18 protein-coding genes are annotated in these 17,591 nt (G+C 66.7%); 10 read left to right on the top strand and 8 right to left on the bottom strand.

Annotated elements, in window-relative coordinates; all coding sequences use genetic code 11:
- Positions 1 to 40 precede the first annotated feature (40 nt).
- A complete protein-coding gene (locus tag BAU07_RS24100) occupies positions 41 to 1,141 on the top strand; it encodes a DNA topoisomerase IB (RefSeq protein WP_084025958.1) in 1,101 nt (366 codons plus the stop codon).
- A 138-nt stretch (positions 1,142 to 1,279) separates the two neighbouring features.
- Positions 1,280 to 2,029, top strand: coding sequence for an aldolase (locus BAU07_RS24105; protein ID WP_066663473.1), 750 nt, complete (start codon positions 1,280 to 1,282; stop codon positions 2,027 to 2,029).
- Between the two features lie 2 nt (positions 2,030 to 2,031).
- Here BAU07_RS24105 and BAU07_RS24110 read toward each other — a convergent pair whose 3' ends face one another.
- Positions 2,032 to 2,823, bottom strand: coding sequence for a MetQ/NlpA family ABC transporter substrate-binding protein (locus tag BAU07_RS24110; RefSeq protein WP_066665691.1), 792 nt, complete (start codon positions 2,821 to 2,823; stop codon positions 2,032 to 2,034).
- Positions 2,824 to 3,090: 267 nt separating this feature from the next.
- Between BAU07_RS24110 and argB the strand changes: the two genes are divergently transcribed.
- The 4 genes from argB to BAU07_RS24130 are packed head-to-tail and all read left to right on the top strand — an operon-like array spanning position 3,091 to position 6,363.
- Positions 3,091 to 3,993, top strand: coding sequence for an acetylglutamate kinase (argB, locus tag BAU07_RS24115; protein WP_066663475.1), 903 nt, complete (start codon positions 3,091 to 3,093; stop codon positions 3,991 to 3,993).
- The gene (locus tag BAU07_RS24120; RefSeq protein ID WP_066663477.1) at positions 3,993 to 4,739 is read left to right on the top strand and encodes a pyrimidine 5'-nucleotidase; all 747 of its coding nucleotides are present in this window, start codon (positions 3,993 to 3,995) and stop codon (positions 4,737 to 4,739) included. Before argB ends, BAU07_RS24120 begins: the two co-directional genes overlap by 1 nt.
- 48 nt (positions 4,740 to 4,787) lie before the next feature.
- Positions 4,788 to 5,363 (top strand): nucleoid occlusion factor SlmA, encoded by a 576-nt coding sequence (gene slmA, locus BAU07_RS24125; RefSeq protein ID WP_066663481.1) that lies wholly within the window; start codon positions 4,788 to 4,790, stop codon positions 5,361 to 5,363.
- A 37-nt stretch (positions 5,364 to 5,400) separates the two neighbouring features.
- Positions 5,401 to 6,363, top strand: coding sequence for a 3-hydroxyacyl-CoA dehydrogenase NAD-binding domain-containing protein (locus tag BAU07_RS24130; protein ID WP_066663482.1), 963 nt, complete (start codon positions 5,401 to 5,403; stop codon positions 6,361 to 6,363).
- A gap of 98 nt (positions 6,364 to 6,461) precedes the next feature.
- Here BAU07_RS24130 and BAU07_RS24135 read toward each other — a convergent pair whose 3' ends face one another.
- From BAU07_RS24135 to gpmA, 7 genes are all read right to left on the bottom strand, one after another.
- The gene (locus tag BAU07_RS24135; protein ID WP_066663485.1) at positions 6,462 to 7,691 is read right to left on the bottom strand and encodes an MFS transporter; all 1,230 of its coding nucleotides are present in this window, start codon (positions 7,689 to 7,691) and stop codon (positions 6,462 to 6,464) included.
- Positions 7,692 to 7,865: 174 nt separating this feature from the next.
- The gene (locus tag BAU07_RS24140) at positions 7,866 to 8,792 is read right to left on the bottom strand and encodes an amidohydrolase family protein (RefSeq protein ID WP_066663488.1); all 927 of its coding nucleotides are present in this window, start codon (positions 8,790 to 8,792) and stop codon (positions 7,866 to 7,868) included.
- Positions 8,793 to 8,845: 53 nt separating this feature from the next.
- Positions 8,846 to 10,258, bottom strand: coding sequence for an FAD-binding oxidoreductase (locus BAU07_RS24145; RefSeq protein ID WP_066663490.1), 1,413 nt, complete (start codon positions 10,256 to 10,258; stop codon positions 8,846 to 8,848).
- 130 nt (positions 10,259 to 10,388) lie between these two features.
- Entirely contained in the window at positions 10,389 to 11,138 is a 750-nt protein-coding gene (locus BAU07_RS24150; RefSeq protein WP_066663492.1) for a HesA/MoeB/ThiF family protein, read from the bottom strand.
- Positions 11,135 to 12,595 (bottom strand): S41 family peptidase, encoded by a 1,461-nt coding sequence (locus tag BAU07_RS24155; protein ID WP_066663495.1) that lies wholly within the window; start codon positions 12,593 to 12,595, stop codon positions 11,135 to 11,137. Before BAU07_RS24155 ends, BAU07_RS24150 begins: the two co-directional genes overlap by 4 nt.
- A gap of 33 nt (positions 12,596 to 12,628) precedes the next feature.
- A complete protein-coding gene (locus BAU07_RS24160; protein ID WP_066663498.1) occupies positions 12,629 to 14,188 on the bottom strand; it encodes a murein hydrolase activator EnvC family protein in 1,560 nt (519 codons plus the stop codon).
- A gap of 3 nt (positions 14,189 to 14,191) precedes the next feature.
- On the bottom strand, positions 14,192 to 14,944 hold the full coding sequence (gene gpmA / locus BAU07_RS24165) for a 2,3-diphosphoglycerate-dependent phosphoglycerate mutase (protein WP_066663501.1): 753 nt from the start codon (positions 14,942 to 14,944) through the stop codon (positions 14,192 to 14,194).
- Positions 14,945 to 15,103: 159 nt separating this feature from the next.
- On the opposite strand from gpmA, the gene BAU07_RS24170 reads away from it, so the two are divergent.
- The 4 genes from BAU07_RS24170 to BAU07_RS24185 all read left to right on the top strand — a co-directional run bounded on the left by BAU07_RS24170 (position 15,104) and on the right by BAU07_RS24185 (position 17,530).
- Positions 15,104 to 15,526 carry a rhodanese-like domain-containing protein gene (locus tag BAU07_RS24170; RefSeq protein WP_066663505.1) on the top strand — a complete coding sequence of 141 codons (423 nt, stop codon included), beginning with the start codon at positions 15,104 to 15,106 and terminating at the stop codon, positions 15,524 to 15,526.
- A gap of 57 nt (positions 15,527 to 15,583) precedes the next feature.
- A complete protein-coding gene (gene grxC / locus BAU07_RS24175) occupies positions 15,584 to 15,838 on the top strand; it encodes a glutaredoxin 3 (RefSeq protein WP_066663509.1) in 255 nt (84 codons plus the stop codon).
- Between the two features lie 77 nt (positions 15,839 to 15,915).
- Positions 15,916 to 16,434: a protein-export chaperone SecB gene (gene secB / locus BAU07_RS24180; RefSeq protein ID WP_066663512.1), complete on the top strand. Its 519-nt coding sequence runs from the start codon at positions 15,916 to 15,918 to the stop codon at positions 16,432 to 16,434.
- On the top strand, positions 16,418 to 17,530 hold the full coding sequence (locus tag BAU07_RS24185) for an NAD(P)H-dependent glycerol-3-phosphate dehydrogenase (RefSeq protein ID WP_084025960.1): 1,113 nt from the start codon (positions 16,418 to 16,420) through the stop codon (positions 17,528 to 17,530). The genes secB and BAU07_RS24185 overlap by 17 nt, the downstream gene beginning before the upstream one ends.
- Positions 17,531 to 17,591: the final 61 nt, after the last annotated feature.

Below are 17,591 nucleotides of genomic sequence, written 5' to 3' on the forward strand. Positions count from 1 at the left end.
CGCCAGTTGCTCGGGTGCGGGCCTCGATGGGAACCGCACCATGTTGCTAGCGCAGGCCGAAGCGCGGACCGCCGCGCCCGATTCCGACCCGGCGGATGATCCGCCCACTGAAAACGCCTGTTGCGCGATAGCGGGGCTGGTCTATGTGGATGACCGGCGGCCGGGCATCACGCGCCGGCTCAACGGCGAGCGCTTTGAATACTTCGATCCGGAGGGCAAGCGCATCCGCGACCACGCGGAGATCGCGCGCATCAACGCGCTGGTCATCCCTCCCGCCTACACCGACGTATGGATCTGTCCGGACCCCAAAGGGCATATCCAGGCGACCGGGCGCGATGCGCGCGGCCGCAAGCAATACCGCTATCACCCCGCCTGGCACGAACTGCGCGACGCGAACAAGTACGAGCAACTGGCCGCTTTCGCGCTGGCCCTGCCACGTATCCGGCGCAAGGTCGAACAGGACTTGCGCAAGCCGGGCATGAACCATGACAAGATCGTCGCGGTGGTGGTGCGCCTGCTGGAGACCACCTTGGTCAGGATAGGCAGCTCGACCTACGCGCGGGCCAATGGATCGTACGGCCTGACGACCCTGCGCCGTCGCCATGCGACGGTTGCGGGCACCAGCATCCGCTTCCGGTTCAAGGGCAAGAGCGGCGTGGAGCACGATGTGACGGTGCGCGACCGGCGCATCGCGGCGGTGGTGAAGCGCTGCATGGAGATCACCGGGCACGAGCTGTTCACTTATCTGGATGAAGACGGCAAGCCCCGCACCGTCGATTCCGGCAGTGTCAACGACTACCTGCGCGAAGCGGGCAAGGCCGACTTCACCGCCAAGCACTACCGGACGTGGTCCGGAACGGTGCTGGCGCTGGCGGAGCTGCGCAAGCGTCCCTGGCGCACCGAGACCGAGGCCAAGCGCATCGTGGTCGAGGTCGTCAAGAACGTATCGCGGCGCCTGGGCAATACACCGACCGTCTGCCGCCAGTGCTATATCCACCCGAAGGTCATCGATGACTACCTGGCCGGCACCCTGCCGCCGATGCCGGCTGCCCCGCCGGCGCCGCGAGGACTGGACGCGGATGAACGCCGGCTGCTGCGTTTCCTGATGGGCAGTACGCCGCAAGGCCCGGCCAAGGGATGACGCCGGGGATGCCGGGTCGGCGAAGCCGGCGATACGGCGCCGGCGCGGGACCGGCGGCTTGCCTGGATCACCCTGTCCAGGATCGCGCGATTGATGTTAAATCGTGACTCCGGCCCAACCCATCCCCGATCCCATCCCATGCCCGTCTCCCAACGCGATAGTTCCGTCCATACCGCCGATACGCTGGCGCTGCGCACCGATCTGGCGCTCGCCCTGCGCGCCGCGGCCTATCACGGCCTGGAGGAAGGCGTGTGCAACCATTTCAGCGTGGCGCTGCCGGATGGTTCGGACCGTTTCCTGATCAATCCCCGCGGCCTGCACTGGAGCGAAATCGACGCCGATGACATCGTGCTGGTCGACGCCAAAGGGGCCAGGCTGGCGGGCCGCCACGACGTCGAAGCCACCGCCATGTTCATCCATGGCGCGATCCACCGCATCGCGCGCAAGACCTGCGTGCTGCATACGCATATGCCCTATGCCACCTCGCTCACGGTGACTTCACGGCGCGGGCTCGATACACGCCTGTCGCAGAACGCCATGCGCTTCCACGGGCGCGTCGCCATCGACGCGCGCTACGATGGCCTGGCGCTGGATACCGCCGAGGGCGAGCGCATTGCCCGCGCCATGAATGGCGCGGACATCCTGTTCCTGGGCAATCACGGGATCGTGGTCTGCGGGGAACGCGTGGACTACGCGTACGACGACCTGTACTTCCTGGAGCGGGCCTGCCAGACCGAGGTCCTGGCCCTGTCCACCGGCCAGACGCTGGAACCGGTGCCGGACACCATGGCCCGGCATGTGGCGATGCAGATCCAGGGGGAACGCCTGCAATCGACGCTGTTCTTCGAATCCCTGCGCCGCCTCGTACCGGTCGCCAGCCGGCGCTGAGCTCAGAAGGCGGGCACGACCGCGCCCTTGTACTTCTCCAGGATGTATTGCTTGACCGCCGGCGAGTGCAAGGCCTGCACCAGCTTGCGCACCGCGGGCGCATCCTTGTTGTCCGGGCGCGCCACCAGCACGTTGGCATACGGCGAGTCGGCGCCTTCGATGAACAACGCGTCCTTGGTGGGCACCAGCTTGGCCTCCAGCGCGTAATTCGTGTTGATCAGGGCCAGGTCCACGTCGTCCAGCGAGCGCGGCAGCATGGCGGCCTCCAGTTCCCTGAACTTAAGACGCTTCGGGTTCTCCGTCACGTCCAGGGTCGTCGCGCGAAGGTCGGTGGGATTCTTCAGCTTGATCAAGCCTTGCTTCTGCAGCAGCAGCAGCGCACGCCCGGCGTTGGTCGGATCGTTGGGGATGGCCACCGTGGCGCCCTCTTTCAATTCGCTCACGGCCTTGATCTTGCGCGAATAGGCGCCAAAGGGCTCGACATGCACGGCCGCCACCGGCACCAGGTTGGTCTTGCGATCCTGGTTGAAAGTATCGAGGTACGGCCGGTGCTGGAAGAAGTTCACATCCACCTGCTTGTCGACCGTCGCCATATTGGGTTGCACATAGTCGCTGAATACCTTGATGTCCAGGTCCACCCCTTCCTTGGCCAGGGTCGGTTTGACGAACTCCAGGATCTCGGCATGCGGGACCTGCGTGGCCGCCACGGTCAGTTTTTCGGCAGCCACGGCCGGCGAGCCCAGCGCAAAGGCCGCGGACAGCCCGACGACGCAAGCCAGCAGCGCGCGGCGCATGCCGGCAACGGACGCGGCATGGCGGACGGGACGCTGCGTGGCGGCCGCAACGGGCCGCAATGTATGAGTCATTTTGTCCTCCTTGGCGGGCATTTCCGCCGTATGGCGTTGAATATGAAGGGGCTCCAATCTACATGAACCACGGCTTTTTGTACCCCATCTTCTTATGACCTGCTGGCATATGCCCCTGGCGGTAATACAATTGCCGCTCAGCGGGCTCCGCCCCATGCCGATCCTCTTCCCGCATCGACGCGTTCCCTTGCCGCCATGACCGATACTCCTCAAGATTCCGCCGCCCTGCCCCCCTCTGTAAAAGCCAGCGTGCTGTCCGAGGCCCTGCCCTATCTGCGGCGCTTTCACGGCAAGACCATCGTCGTGAAATACGGCGGCAACGCCATGACCGAAGAGCGTCTGCAGCGCAGCTTCGCGCATGATGTCGTGCTGCTCAAGCTGGTCGGCCTGAACCCGGTAGTGGTGCATGGCGGCGGTCCGCAGATCGACGACGCCTTGCGGCGCGTGGGCAAGACCGGGACCTTCGTGCAAGGCATGCGGGTCACCGATGCCGAAACCATGGAGGTGGTCGAATGGGTCCTGGGCGGCCAGGTCCAGCAGGACATCGTCATGATGATCAACGAGGCCGGCGGCAAGGCAGTCGGCCTGACGGGCAAGGACGGCGGCCTTATCCGTGCGCGCAAGAAGCTCATGGACAACAAGGAAGACCCGCAGCAACCGCTGGACATCGGCTTTGTCGGCGACATCACGCAGGTGGACCCGGCCGTGGTGAAGGCGCTGCAGGACGACCAGTTCATCCCGGTGATATCGCCGATCGGCTACGGCCAGGACGGCACGGCCTACAACATCAACGCCGACGTGGTCGCCGGCAAGATGGCCGAAGTGCTGGGCGCGGAAAAACTGCTGATGATGACCAACACGCCGGGCGTGCTCGACAAGACCGGCAAGCTGCTGCGCAGCCTGTCGGCACGCGCCATCGACGAACTGTTCGCGGACGGCACCATCTCCGGCGGCATGCTGCCGAAGATCTCTTCCTCGCTGGATGCGGCGCGCAGCGGCGTGAATTCCGTTCACATCATCGACGGCCGCGTGCCGCATTGCCTGCTGCTGGAGTTGCTGACCGACCAGGGTGTGGGCACCATGATTACGTCACGCTGATGCGCATCCATCGGCATCTGCTGCGGCCGGCGGCGCGGCTGCGCCGCTCGCGGCGCATCGCCACGGGCGCATCGGGCAGGCTGTGGCTGTTCGACCTGGACAACACGCTGCACAACACCTCGCACGCCATCTTTCCGCGCATCGATGCGGGAATGACGCGCGCGGTGGCCGAAACGCTGGGTGTGGACGCGGAGACCGCCAATGCGCTGCGCTCGAAGTACTGGAAGCGCTACGGCGCGACGGTCATCGGCATGGTCCGCCACCATGGCGTGGACGCCGAGACCTTCCTGCGCATGAGCCACGACTTCGACGTACGCACCCTGGTCAAGGCCGAAACCGGGCTTGCCGGCAAGCTGCGCAGCCTGCCGGGACGCAAGGTGCTGCTGACCAATGCACCGCTGCACTATGCACGCGCGGTGCTGCGCCATCTGGGCCTGCTGCGGCAGTTCGACAGCCTGTGGGCCATCGAGCACATGAACTGGCACGGCAACTACCGGCCCAAGCCCTCCCCCGCCCTGCTGCGGCGCGTGCTGGCGCGCGAAGGGGTGGCGCCGGCCCGCGCGGTACTGGTCGAGGATACGCTGGAAAACCTGCGCGGCGCGCGCCGCGTCGGCTTGCGCACGGTGCACATCTACCATCCGGGCACGCCCTTCAGCAAAGCCGGGCGCAACCGGCCGGGCTATGTCGACTTGCGGGTAAACTGCGTCAGCGATCTGCTGCTGCGCCGCCGCCCTTTGCGACGATAGCGCCCCCGGTTTTCAACTTCTATACCGCGCGCATGCGCGGCCCCACCCATGGCAAGCAGACCCGGCGAAAGGAAGACGCAGATCCTGCAAACCCTGGCAGAAATGCTGGAACAGCCGCACGCCGCGCGCATCACCACCGCGGCCCTGGCAGCCCGTATGCAGGTCTCCGAAGCGGCGCTATACCGGCATTTCGCCAGCAAGGCACAGATGTTCGAAGGCTTGATCGAGTTCATCGAGCACACCATCTTCAGCCTGATCAACCAGATCGGCGCGACCGAACCGCATGGCCTCGCGCAGGCGCGCAACATGATAGGCATGCTGCTGACGTTCTCGGAGCGCAACAAGGGCATGACGCGCGTGCTGACCGGCGATGCGCTGGTCACCGAGGACAACCGCTTGCAGGAACGCATCAACCATATCAACGACCGTATCGAAGCGTCGTTCAGGCAGGCCCTGCGCACGGCCGTGCAGGACGGCGCCTTGCCACCTGACGCGGACGTCAGCGCGCATGCGAGCCTGCTGACCCATTTCGTACTGGGCCGCTGGCTGCGTTATGCGCAGAGCGCGTGGCGGGTGGCGCCGACGGCCCACCTGGACGAACAATTGCGCCTGGCCTTGGGCTGATGGCGCCTGCCGACACGGCAAGATACCGGGAGACACCATGACAACCGCCATTCCTTCCCTGCCCGCTCCGTCGCAATGCCACGCCGTGGTGGTAGGAGGCGGCACGATGGGCGCCGATGTGGCGGTGGTCCTCGCCCGCGCCCAGGCCGGCGTGACAGTCGTCGAGACGGACGCCGCGCGACACGCCGGCATCCTGGAACGTGCGCGGGCGAACCTGGCCGAGCGCGGCCTGGAGCAGAACATCGACAAGGTCGGGGTCGCCGCATCGCTGCACGCGGTCGCATGGCGGGACGTCAACCTCGTCATCGAGTGCATCCCCGAATCCCTGCCGTTGAAACGCGCCTTGTTCGCCGAGCTGGTGGCGCTGGCGCCGGCCCACGCCCTGTTGGCCAGCAACAGCAGCAGCTTTCCCATCAGCCAGATCGCCGAAGGGCTGGAACGCCGCGAGCGCATGCTGGGCCTGCATTTCTTCATGCCGGCGCATTTGATCCCGCTGGTGGAAGTCGTACTGGGACCGGACAGCGACAGCGCCCGGGGCGAAGCCCTGGTCGCCTTCATGCGCCGCTGCGGCATGGTGCCGGTACTGGTGCGCAAGGACGTGCCCGGTTTCCTCGGCAACCGCCTGCAGCATGCCTTGACCCGCGAGGCCTTCGCGCTGATCCAGGAAGGCGTCGCCAGCGCCGAGGACGTGGATGCCGCTGTACGTTTCGGCTTTGGCTTTCGCTTCCTGGCAGCCGGCCCGGTGATGCAACGGGATCACGCGGGCCTGGACGTGCATTGCGCGGCGACCACGACGACCTACCCTTCGCTATCGAAGGCGGACGGCCCTTTCCCCATCCTTACCGAACGCGTGGCGGCCGGCAAGCTGGGCATGAAGACGGGTGAAGGCTTCTATCGCTGGACCCCGGAAACCATGGCGGCGGAAAAGGCGCGCTATGCCGCGATGCTGCGCGCGGGGCTGGCATTGATCGAAGGCGAGCTGCCGCCCATCGAACCTTGACCGGTGCGGCGCCGGGGCCCTGGCGCCAGGCCCCGGCCACAGCCGTGCGGCTACGAATCGCCAGCCGCACGGGGGCGCGCACACGTATCCCTGAAGCGCTATTCCAACGCGCGGCCCTTGGTCTCGGGCAGCAGGAAGGCGGCGATCAGCACGATGGCATACGCGCCGGCCGCGAACATGCCGATGGCCGCCGCCAGGCCTACGGTTTTGCTGAGATACCCCACCAGACTGGGAAACAGCGCACCGATGCCGCGGCCGAAGTTGTACGCGAAGCCCTGGCCGGTAGCGCGCACCGCGGAAGGAAAGAGTTCCGTCAGGTATGCGCCCATGCCGCCGAATATGCCGGACGCGGCGAAACCCAGCGGAAAGCCCAGAATCAGCATTTGCGTATCGCTCAGGGCGAGCTCCGTGTACAGATAGGCGATCACACCGGACAGTATTGCGAAGATGAAAAAGTTCGGACGGCGTCCGTAGCGGTCGGCCATATAGGCGCCCGCGATGTAGCCGCAGAAAGAGCCGGCGATGATGACCATGAGATAGCCACCGGTGTTCAGCACGGACAGATGGCGCTCGGTTTTCAGAAAGGTCGGCAGCCATGTCGTAATGGCGTAGTAACCGCCCTGCACGCCGGTGCACAGCAAGGCCGACAGCACCGTGGTCTTCAGCAGCGACGGGCCGAAGATGGCCCATAGCGACACCTTGGCACGGCCTGTTTCCGCCTCCTTGCGTACACGCGCGAAGACTTCAGGCTCGGGTACGTGCTTGCGGATATACAGCACCAGCATCGCGGGAATCACGCCCACCCAGAACAACGCGCGCCACGCCACGTTTTCGGGCAGCACGGAAAACGAAAGCGTATAGAGCAGCGCCGCCAGGCCCCAGCCGACGGCCCAACCGCTCTGCACGGTGCCCACGGCCTTGCCGCGATGCTCCGCGCGCACGATCTCGCCCATCAGCACGGCGCCCACGGCCCACTCGCCGCCGAAGCCCAGGCCCTGTAGCGCGCGCAGTGCGAACAATTGATTGAAGTCCTGCGTGAAGCCGATCGCCACGGTACATACCGAGAACCATAAGATGGTTCCCTGGAGTACGCGAACGCGCCCATAGCGATCCGCCAGCATCCCGGCCAACCAGCCCCCCACCGCCGAGAACAACAGCGTCACCGTACCCAGCAGGCCCGCTTGCGTGTTGCTGATGCCCCACAGCGAGATCAGCGTGGAGATGACGAAGGTGAACACCATGAAGTCCAGCGCGTCGATCGCCCAGCCGCCGAACGCCGCCACGAAGGTGCGCCGCTCGGTTTGGTTCAATTCGCTATACCAGCTCATTTTTATCTCCTTGTTATAGATTCGAGGCAGGGGCCGCCGGGGCCCTGCCCATTGGGACATCAGGACCCGTGCATGCGGTCTTTGGCATCGGAGTTGTGCGGCGGCCACGCAGATGCGGGACCGGCGTCACGTGTCAGCATCCGGCATCTGGCATCGGGCATGGAGCGGCAGGCATCAGCCACGCGTCGATGCATGCGGCGGCGTGGCGGGAAAATCGTACAGGCGCGCGGGATTGTCCACGAGGATTCGCTTGCGCATCGCGGCATCGGGCACCCACTGAGCGAACTGGTCACGCAGTACGCCGGTGTCGGGCATGCGCGGGATGGCCACATGCGGCCAGTCGCTGCCCCATACCAGCCGGTCGGGGGCGGCATCGACCAGGGCGCGCGCCCACGGCACCACATCGCGATAATCGGGGAAGTCGTCGCTGATGCGATAGGCACCGGACAGCTTGCTCCACCATCCGTGATGCCGCAACAGTTCGAGCAGGGCCTGGAACCCCGGGTGCGACACGCCTTCCTTGACCGGCATATGTCCCATATGGTCGATGACGCCGGGTACCGGCAGCCTGCGCATGCGCGGCAGCAGGGCCGGCAGGTCGCGGGCATCGAGCAGGAACTGCATGTGCCAGCCCATTCCGGCGATGCGCGCGGCCAACCGCTCCATGATGTCCAGGCTGACGCCGCCGCCGAACAGCACGTTGAAGCGCACCCCCCGGACACCCGCATCGTGCATGGCCTGCAGTGCGCGGTCGGAGATGTCGTCGGAGACGACCGCCACGCCGCGCAAGCGATCGGGATGCCGGCGCAGGCTATCGAGCATGACCCGGTTGTCGGTACCGTAGACGCTGATCTGCACCAGGACGCCGCGCGACATGCCGTTGGCGGCCAGCATGGCCAGGTACTTATCCTCGGGCGCGGGCGGCGGCGTATAGCTGCGGCTGTCCACCATGGGGTAGCCGGCATCGGCCGACACGACATGCGCGTGCGCGTCGCAGGCGCCGGGGGGCACCGCGAAGCCGGGCGGTCCGATATCGGCAAGGGGCGGCAGGCAATACGGCGCCGTGTCGCTGGCGGGGTGTGGGCTGTGCGCGGGATGCATCTTTTCTCCTTATTGCGCGGGCCGTGACGCTACAGCAACGTGACGGCGCGCCGCTACAGCAGCTTGCCTGGATTCATGATGCCTGCCGGGTCCAATAACCGTTTGATGTCGCGCATGAGCCGAAGTTCAAGCGGATCCTTGTAGCGATGAAAGTATTCCCGCTTCAGTTGGCCGATGCCATGCTCCGCGCTGATGCTGCCGCCATAGCGCATGACTTCGTCCATGATCTCCGCCGTGAGCGGTTCACCGTGGAGGGCGGCCCAGTCCGTCGGCGCGCCGGCCGGACGCGACAGGTTGTAGTGGAGGTTGCCATCGCCGAAGTGGCCGAAGATAAAGGGCCGCACATCGCCGCCCGCGGCGTGCAGGCGTTGCGCGCACGACGCCATGAAGGCAGGAATGTGCTCGATGGGCAAGGAGATATCGTGCTTCAGGTGCGGCCCGTCGGCGCGCTGCGCCTCGGAGATTTCCTCGCGCAGGCGCCACAGCGCCTGCAACTGCGCCAGCGATGCGGACACCGCTGCGTCCAGGCACAGGTCGCGTTCCAGCGCGCGTCCCATGACATCCTCCAGCAAGGCGGCCAGGGCGTGCTCGTCGGCCGTGTCCGCCAGCTCCACCAGCACATAGGCCGGATAGCGTTGCGCGAAGGGTTCCTGCACTCCTTCGGCATGCGCCAGGACAAGGTCGACGCAGGCGCCCGTGAAGAACTCGAAGGCCTGCAGGCGCGCGCCGCACTGTCCGTACAACAGTTCGAACAGTTGCAGGGCCTGATCGGCGGACTCCACCGGGGCCAGCACGACGGCACGTACGTCGGCCCGCGGCAGCAGGCGCAGCGACGCGGCGGTGATGACACCCAGCGTGCCTTCCGAGCCGATCAACAGCTGCTTGAGGTCGTATCCGGTGTTGTCCTTGCGCAAGGCGCGCAGGCCATGGAAGACCTCGCCCGTAGGCAATACCGCTTCGATACCGAGCACCAATTCGCGCGTCATGCCGTACCGGACGACATTGACGCCGCCGGCATTGGTGGCGAGGTTGCCGCCGATCTGGCACGAGTCCTCCGCTGCCAGGCTCAGCGGCAGCAAGCGCCCGGCATCGTGCGCGGCGCGGCGCAGGTTGCCCAGGATGCAGCCGGCTTCGGCGACCAGCGTATTGGCGACGGTATCGAGCGTGCGCACCGCATTCATGCGGTCCAGGCTGAGCACCACGTTGGACGGCGAGGCGTCGGGCGTCGCGCCACCGCATAGCCCCGTATTGCCGCCACGCGGCACGACCGGCACGCCGGCCTCCTGGCACAGCGCCAGGCATCGCGAGACCTGTTCCACGTTGCGCGGGCGCACGACGGCTTGTGCCTGGCCCTTGTAGATGCCGCGCCAGTCGGTCAGCCACGGCGCGATGCCGTCCGTATCGACGGTCACCACATCGTCACCCAGCGCCTCGATCAGGCGGCCGGAAATTGCGCGTGTATTCATGGCGGCATCCCTCCAACAACGAATCGATCGCCAGGGTCTGTCCACAGCCGGACAGCCCTGCTTCCTGCTGTCCCGCCGGGCTGGACGGGCCTGGCATGCGCAGGCGCCGCGCGCCTAACCGGCGTCGGGCTCAGCGTCCCGCACAGACGGCACAGGCGGGATCGCGCGGCACATTGAGACTGCGCCATTGCATCGCGAGGCTGTCCAGGCATAGCAGCCGCCCGGCCAGCGTTTCGCCGATGCCGGACAGCAGCTTCAATGCCTCGGCCGCCTGCACGCTGCCTACGATGCCGACCAGCGGCGCGAAGACGCCCATGGTGGCGCAATTGGCTTCCTCGACATCGTCGGCCTCGGGGAACAGGCAGTGATAGCAGGGCGACGCGCCGGCGCGCAGGTCGAACACGCTGACCTGCGCGTCGAAACGGATGGCGGCACCGGACACCAGCGGTTTGCGGTGATGGACGCAGGCACGGTTGATCTGGTGGCGCGTGGCGAAGTTGTCGGAGCAATCGAGCACCACATCGGCGGCGGCGACGGCCGCATACAGCGCGTCTTCGCGCAGGCGATCGGCAATGGCCTCGACAACGATCTCGGGATTGAACGCATGCAGCGTGCGGCGCCCGGATTCGACCTTGGGCTGGCCCAGGCTTTCGGTGGTGTGCAGCAATTGGCGTTGCAGGTTGCTGAGTTCGACGACGTCGTCGTCGACCAGCGTGATGTGTCCCACGCCCGCGCTCGCCAGGTACATCGCGGCCGGCGATCCCAGCCCTCCCGCGCCGATGATCAGCGCGCGCGCCGCCAGGAATTTCTCCTGGCCTTCGATACCGAGCTCGTCGAGCAGGATATGGCGCGCGTACCGCAGCAACTGCTGGTCGTTCATTTGGCCTTGGCCGGTTCCACTCCGTTCGGCGTAATGGTCATGCGCTGCGGAGCTGCCCCAGGCGCGGGCTTGGCCTGGGCATCCTTGTCATTGGCCGCCGTCCTGGGCGCCGCCTTCTGGATCGGCTTGCCATCCAGAAGGTTGACCGCCTGCTTGAGCTGGAAATCATCTTTGCCGCCGAACTCGAAGGTCTTGGGCAATTCGATGTTGGCGGGATCCGCCGAGGACTTCACCTCGCTGTTGGGCGTCTGCTGGTTCGCCAGATGGCGTTGCAGATCCGCTTCGCGCGGCAGGCGGAACAGGTCACCCTGCGCGGTATCGGCCACGACATAGTCGGGCTCGATACCGGTTGCCTGGATCGAGCGGCCGTTCGGCGTGAAGTAGCGCGACGTCGTCAGCTTGATCGCCGTATCCTCGCTCAACGGCAGGATCACCTGCACCGATCCCTTGCCGAAGGTGCGATTGCCCATGACCTTGGCGCGTTTGTGATCCTGCAGCGCGCCGGCCACGATTTCGGAGGCGGAGGCCGAGCCGACGTTGACCAGCACGACCATGGGTACCGTCTTGACCCAGCCAGGCAGGCCGGACAGGTAGTTGCCTTCGCCGCGTGCGTACTCCGAAGGCGAGGCCAGGTACTTGTGGCGCGCGTCGGGCGTCCGGCCATCGGTGGACACCACCAGGGCGTCACGCGGCAGGAAGGCGGCGGCCACGCCGATGGCGCTGGTCAGCAACCCGCCCGGATCGTTGCGCAGGTCCAGGATCAGCGCGCGCGGCGGCTGCTTGGCACCCAGGTCGGCAAGCTGGCGCGCCATGTCGGCGCCGGTCTTTTCCTGGAACTGGGCGATGCGCACATAAGCGACGTTGCCGTCCAGCATTTTGCTGCGCACGCTGCGCACCTTGATGACATCGCGCACGATGTTCAACACGATCGGCTGCGGGTGATCCGCACGCATGATGGTCAGCGTGATGGGCGTCTTGGGCGCCCCCCGCATCAGCTTGACGGCATCGTTCAGCGCCATGCCCTTGGTCGGCGTGTCGTTGATCTTGGTGATCAGGTCGCCCGCCATGACGCCGGCGCGCGCGGCCGGCGTATCCTCGATGGGCGAGATCACTTTCACATAACCGTCTTCCGCGCCCACCTCGATACCGAGGCCGCCGAACTCGCCCTGCGTGGCGGTTTGCATATCGCGGTAGGCGTCGGCATCCAGATACGCGGAGTGGGGATCGAGTCCCGACACCATGCCGGAGATGGCGTTGTTGATAAGCGTCTTGTCGTCGACGGGTTCGACGTAGTTGTTCTTGATGGCGCCGAACACATTGGTGAACTGGCGCAGCTCGTCCAGCGGAAGCGGGCTGCCGCCACGCTGCGCGACCGCGGTCACGCCGACGCTGAGCAGGACCCCGGCCACCACGCCGAGCGACACCAGGCCGAAACTACGAAACTTGCGAGTGCTCATGCACACTTCCTGAATTGGTTTAGCCAAACGCCTTTACTGGGCCAACCATTGGGCTGGGTCCACCGGTGCGCCGCCGTGACGAATTTCAAAGTATAGGCCCGATTCCACCTGGCCGCCCGTGGCGCCCACCGTCGCGATCGTGTCGCCTGACACGACCCTGTCACCGACCTGTTTTAGCAGCGCCTGGTTATAGGCATAGACGGTCATATATTGCTGGCCATGGTCGACGATGATGAGGTTGCCGAAGCCGCGCAGCCAATTGGCATAAACCACCGTACCGGCGGCGACCGCATGCACCGGCGTGCCCTCCGGCACGCGCAGGACGATGCCCCGCCAAACGCCGCCGTCCGGGCGGCCGATGCCGAAACGGCCTTGCACGGTCGCGCCCTTGACGGGCATCGCCAGGCCCGGACGCAAGCCGCGCCCCTCGCCGGGCTGCGGACGCGCAGCCGGCGGCGGCGCCTTGGCGACGGATTCAGCCGGTTTTAAGCCGTCGATATCGCCTCGCGCCACGGGTACGGCCGGTTCAGCCGCACGGCGCGCAGCCGCTTCGGCTTCGGCGGCCTGGCGGGCCGCCACCGCGGCGGCGGCGGCGTCGCGCCGCGCCGCCGCTTCGACCTGTTCGCGCGCCTGCGTGGCGTCGCGTGCTTCCTGCGCACGGCGCGACGCTTCAGCCGCCTTGCGTGCCTCGTCGGCGCGCTGACGGGCCTCGTCGGCCTTGCGCCGGGCTTCTTCCAATGCGAGACGGCGCGCCGCCTCGGCCTTGCGGGCCGCTTCCTCTTCGGCCTTGCGACGTGCCTCTTCGGCCTTGCGCCGCGCTTCCTCGGCCTTGCGCGCCTCTTCCGCCTGCTTTTCGATCGCGGCCTGCAGGTCGTCGATCAAGCGCGTCATGCGCTGGTCGTCGCGGCCCAGCTTGGTGGCTTCCTCGCGCTGCGCGCTGATCTGGCCTTCGAGCTTGGCCAGCACGCTGGCGCGTTCCTTCTGCTGCGAAACGAGCGCGGCCTTCTGGTCGGCGGTTTCCTTGACGACCGTGGCGATTTCCTCGCGGCGCGCATCGGCCCTTCCCTGCAGGCGTGCCAACTCGTCGAGATCGCGCCGCAGCGCCTGCACCGCCTGGGCGCGGGCTTGCGACACATAGCCCAGATAGGCGAGGTTGCGGCCCAGCTGCTGCGGGTCATCCCCCGACAGCAAGGCGGTCCATGGGGACAGGCCGCTGGTGTACTGGGCACGAAGCTGGCGCGCGAGTTCGTCGCGCCGCTGCGCCAGCACGGCCTGCTGGGCGGTCATCTGGCGCTCCAGGGCGGCCAGATCGGCTTCGGCCTGCCGGCTTTGATCGGCCAGTTCCGCGAGACGCCGGTTGATCTGGGAAATGGCGGTTTCGGACTGGCGCAGGGCATCGGAGGCTTCCTTGCGCGCGGCTTCCCGCTCTTCGATGGTCTTTTGCAGCGACTGGATGCGGTCGCGCAGCGCCGATTGCTGGCGCTGCGCCTCGGTCTGCTTTTCGGCCAGGTCGGCCGGGGCGGCGTGCGCCGCGGCCGAGCACAGCGACGCCATCAGGGCCGCGGCCCCCAACACCCTCGCCGCACGACGCATCGATCAGGCCTTCTTCGCCTTGCCTTGCGCGGCCACGGCGGCCATCGCCGCCTCGATTTCCGCGGGATCGCCCAGGTAATAGTGCCGCAGCGGCCGCAGGTCGTCATCCAGCTCGTACACCAGGGGCTGGCCAGTCGGGATATTGAGCGACACGATGTCGTCATCCGACATGTTGTCCAAATGCTTGATGAGGGCGCGCAGGCTGTTGCCGTGGGCGCTGATCAGGACGCGGCGGCCCGCGCGGATGGCCGGCGCGATGGACTCGTTCCAGAACGGCAGGACGCGGGCCACGGTGTCCTTCAGGCATTCCGTGGCCGGCAACTGGTCGGCGGGGATGCGGGCGTAGCGGCTGTCGAAGCGCGGATGGCGGGGATCGTCCTGCGGCAGGGGATCGGGTGCGATGGCATAGGCGCGGCGCCAGATCAGCACCTGCTCGTCGCCGAACTTGGCGGCCGTCTCCGCCTTGTTCAGGCCTTGCAGGGCGCCGTAGTGGCGCTCGTTCAGGCGCCAGCTGTTGCCGATGGGCGTATGCATGGCGTCCATGGCATCCAGGGCGATCCAGAGGGTGCGGATGGCGCGCTTGAGCACGGAGGTGAAGGCCAGGTCGAAGGCATAGCCTTCGCGCTTGAGCAGTTCGCCGGCCTGGCGGGCCTGCTCGCGGCCGGTTTCGGTCAGGTCCACATCGGTCCAGCCGGTGAAGCGGTTTTCCAGATTCCACTGGCTTTCGCCATGGCGCATCAGAACGAGTTTATGCATGGTGGGGGTCGGTCGAAACGGAGTTGAAAGATGCCGGAATGCCGTCATTTTATAATTGCAAGGTTATGCCCCGTCCGGAGCCTCGCGGCAGACCGCGCCGGACGGGTGCCCTTAGTGGGTGGCGCAGCCACCCATAACCGTCAAATTTCAGGACGTTCCGTGGATTTTCTGCATTTTCTGCTTAGCCAGAACAATATCTTCATCGTCGCCGTAGCGGTCATATCCGGCATCATGCTGGCCATTCCCGCGCTGCGCAAGAGCGGCGGCGGATCAGCCATCGGCACCACCCAGGCCATACAGATGATCAACCAGAGGCAGGCCGTCCTGGTGGACGTGCGGCCAGCGGAACAGTACCAGGCCGGGCACATCGCCCAGGCACGGAACGTGCCCGCCACCGAAATCGAGAAAAAGTCGGCGGGGCTGCCCAAGAACAAGCCGCTGGTGGTGGTGTGCGAGCAGGGACGTGACGCCAGCCGCGCCGTCAGCAAGCTGAAGGCTCAGGGGTTCACCGAGGTCGTCGCCCTGGACGGCGGCATGCGCGCCTGGAGCCAGGCGGGCCTGCCGGTGACCCAGAAGGCCTGATCCGACGCAGCCCGCGTCGGTGCCCGCCCGGATGTTTCTTCGCAAGGAAACCAGACGATGAAAAAAGTCCTGATGTACAGCACGGGATATTGCCCCTACTGCTCGCGCGCCGAGATGCTGCTCAAACAGCGCGGCGTGACCGAGATCGAGAAAATCCGCATCGACGTTGAACCGCAGCGCCGCGACGAGATGATCCAGCGTACCGGCCGCCGCACCGTGCCGCAGATTTTCATCGACGATACCCACGTGGGCGGCTTCGACGACCTGGCGGCCCTGGATCGCGCCGACAAGCTCGTTCCCATGCTCGCCTAGACCTGCCGCGCCGTCCTTCCGGGACGGCGCACCCTGCCTGACCCAGGCGTTATCTTCCTCACCTTTCCGGAATCCTCATGGCCGATCAAACCAACCCGCAAGCGGGCAACGACGCTCCGTCGTTCAATCTTCAGCGCGTCTACCTGAAAGACCTGTCGCTGGAGATGCCCAACGCGCCGCACATTTTCCTGGAACAGGAAGCGCCGCAGGTCGAGGTCAGCATCAATGTGGGCGGCCAGCGCCTGACTGAAACGCTGTTCGAATCCACCGTGACGGTGACCGTCACCACGCGCATCGGCGACAAGGTGCTGTACCTCGTCGAAGGCACGCAGGCCGGCATCTTCGAACTGGCCAACATCCCGGCGGACCAGATGGACCCGCTGCTGGGCATCGTATGCCCCACCATGGTCTATCCGTACCTGCGCGCCAACGTCGCCGACGCCATCACGCGCACATCGCTGCCGGCCCTGCACCTCGCCGAAGTGAATTTCCAGGCCTTGTACGAACAGCGCATCGCCGAACTGTCGCAACAGCAGGCGCCGCAAGGCGGAAACGATTCGGGCATCATCCTGCCGCCCAATGCCACGCGCCAGTAACAACGGGGAAGCGCGGACGTCCGGGCTGGCCGCGGACGCGGCGCTCGTGGCGCCGCGCGTTGCGGTACTGGGCGCCGGCAGCTGGGGCACCGCCCTGGCGGCCACGGCCGCGCGCAAACGTCCCACCGTGCTGTGGGCACGCCAGGCCGCGCAGGCGGCGGACATGGCCACGTCGCATGAAAACGCCCGGTATTTGCCGGGCGTTTCTTTACCCGCCGCCCTGGAAATCACCGCCGACCTGGATGCCGCGCTGGCCCACGCGGCCGGCGCGGGCGGCACGCCGCTGCTGATACTTGGCGTGCCGGTAGCGGGGCTGGAAAGCCTCTGTACGGCCCTGGCCGAGCGCCTGCCGGCGCTGGGGTGCCCGGCCTACCACGTCGTCTGGACCTGCAAAGGCTTCGACGAGGCGCGCGGCCGGTTACCGCACGAGGTGGCGCGGGACGTTCTGGCCGGGGTGCCTTCGGTCAGCATGGGCGTGCTGTCCGGCCCCAGCTTCGCGCGCGAGGTGGCGCAGGGACTGCCTGTGGGACTGACGGTCGCGAGCGCGGACACGCGACTGTGCGAAGCGGCCACCGCCGCGCTGCACGGCGGCGCGGTGCGGGTCTACGCCGGGGCCGACATCGTGGGCGTGGAAGTCGGTGGAGCGATGAAGAACATCATCGCGATTGCCTGCGGCGTCTCCGACGGCCTGATGCTGGGGACCAACGCGCGCGCCGCCCTGATTACCCGGGGGCTGGCGGAGATGACGCGGCTGGGCGTGGCGCTGGGCGCGCGCCCGGAGACCTTCGCAGGCCTGACCGGCCTGGGGGACCTGGTCCTGACAGCCACCGGGGAACTGTCGCGCAACCGCCGGGTAGGCCTGGATATCGGCGCGGGGCGCAAGCTTGCCGACATCCTCGCGGACGGCATGACGGCCGAGGGCGTCCGGGCCGCGCGCGCCGCGCTGGCGCGAGCCAGCTCGCTGAATGTGGACCTTCCCATTACAGCGGCCGTATGCGCCGTTCTGTTCGACGGCGTCGCCCCCATGACCGCCGTTTCAACCCTATTGGCGCGCGACGCCCGCCCTGAAAGCGGCGACCTGCGCGTGCCGGACTAGGTCGATCAGGGCCCCGGTGGGCCCACAGCAATCATCAGGAGAAAACGATGTTCCAGTTCAA

Source organism: Bordetella flabilis, assembly GCF_001676725.1.
Lineage (GTDB): Bacteria > Pseudomonadota > Gammaproteobacteria > Burkholderiales > Burkholderiaceae_B > Bordetella_C > Bordetella_C flabilis.

Bases quoted from the DNA above. Each gene is read 5' to 3' on its own strand.
- BAU07_RS24130 (WP_066663482.1), top strand. From the start codon at position 5,401: ATGACAACCGCCATTCCTTCCCTGCCCGCTCCGTCGCAATGCCACGCC.
- BAU07_RS24150 (WP_066663492.1), bottom strand. From the start codon at position 11,138: ATGAACGACCAGCAGTTGCTGCGGTACGCGCGCCATATCCTGCTCGAC.
- BAU07_RS24135 (WP_066663485.1), bottom strand. From the start codon at position 7,691: ATGAGCTGGTATAGCGAATTGAACCAAACCGAGCGGCGCACCTTCGTG.
- BAU07_RS24100 (WP_084025958.1), top strand. From the start codon at position 41: ATGTTGCTAGCGCAGGCCGAAGCGCGGACCGCCGCGCCCGATTCCGAC.
- slmA (WP_066663481.1), top strand. From the start codon at position 4,788: ATGGCAAGCAGACCCGGCGAAAGGAAGACGCAGATCCTGCAAACCCTG.
- argB (WP_066663475.1), top strand. From the start codon at position 3,091: ATGACCGATACTCCTCAAGATTCCGCCGCCCTGCCCCCCTCTGTAAAA.
- BAU07_RS24105 (WP_066663473.1), top strand. From the start codon at position 1,280: ATGCCCGTCTCCCAACGCGATAGTTCCGTCCATACCGCCGATACGCTG.
- BAU07_RS24145 (WP_066663490.1), bottom strand. From the start codon at position 10,258: ATGAATACACGCGCAATTTCCGGCCGCCTGATCGAGGCGCTGGGTGAC.
- grxC (WP_066663509.1), top strand. From the start codon at position 15,584: ATGAAAAAAGTCCTGATGTACAGCACGGGATATTGCCCCTACTGCTCG.
- BAU07_RS24140 (WP_066663488.1), bottom strand. From the start codon at position 8,792: ATGCATCCCGCGCACAGCCCACACCCCGCCAGCGACACGGCGCCGTAT.
- secB (WP_066663512.1), top strand. From the start codon at position 15,916: ATGGCCGATCAAACCAACCCGCAAGCGGGCAACGACGCTCCGTCGTTC.
- BAU07_RS24110 (WP_066665691.1), bottom strand. From the start codon at position 2,823: ATGCGCCGCGCGCTGCTGGCTTGCGTCGTCGGGCTGTCCGCGGCCTTT.
- BAU07_RS24155 (WP_066663495.1), bottom strand. From the start codon at position 12,595: ATGAGCACTCGCAAGTTTCGTAGTTTCGGCCTGGTGTCGCTCGGCGTG.
- BAU07_RS24160 (WP_066663498.1), bottom strand. From the start codon at position 14,188: ATGCGTCGTGCGGCGAGGGTGTTGGGGGCCGCGGCCCTGATGGCGTCG.
- BAU07_RS24185 (WP_084025960.1), top strand. From the start codon at position 16,418: ATGCCACGCGCCAGTAACAACGGGGAAGCGCGGACGTCCGGGCTGGCC.
- BAU07_RS24120 (WP_066663477.1), top strand. From the start codon at position 3,993: ATGCGCATCCATCGGCATCTGCTGCGGCCGGCGGCGCGGCTGCGCCGC.
- gpmA (WP_066663501.1), bottom strand. From the start codon at position 14,944: ATGCATAAACTCGTTCTGATGCGCCATGGCGAAAGCCAGTGGAATCTG.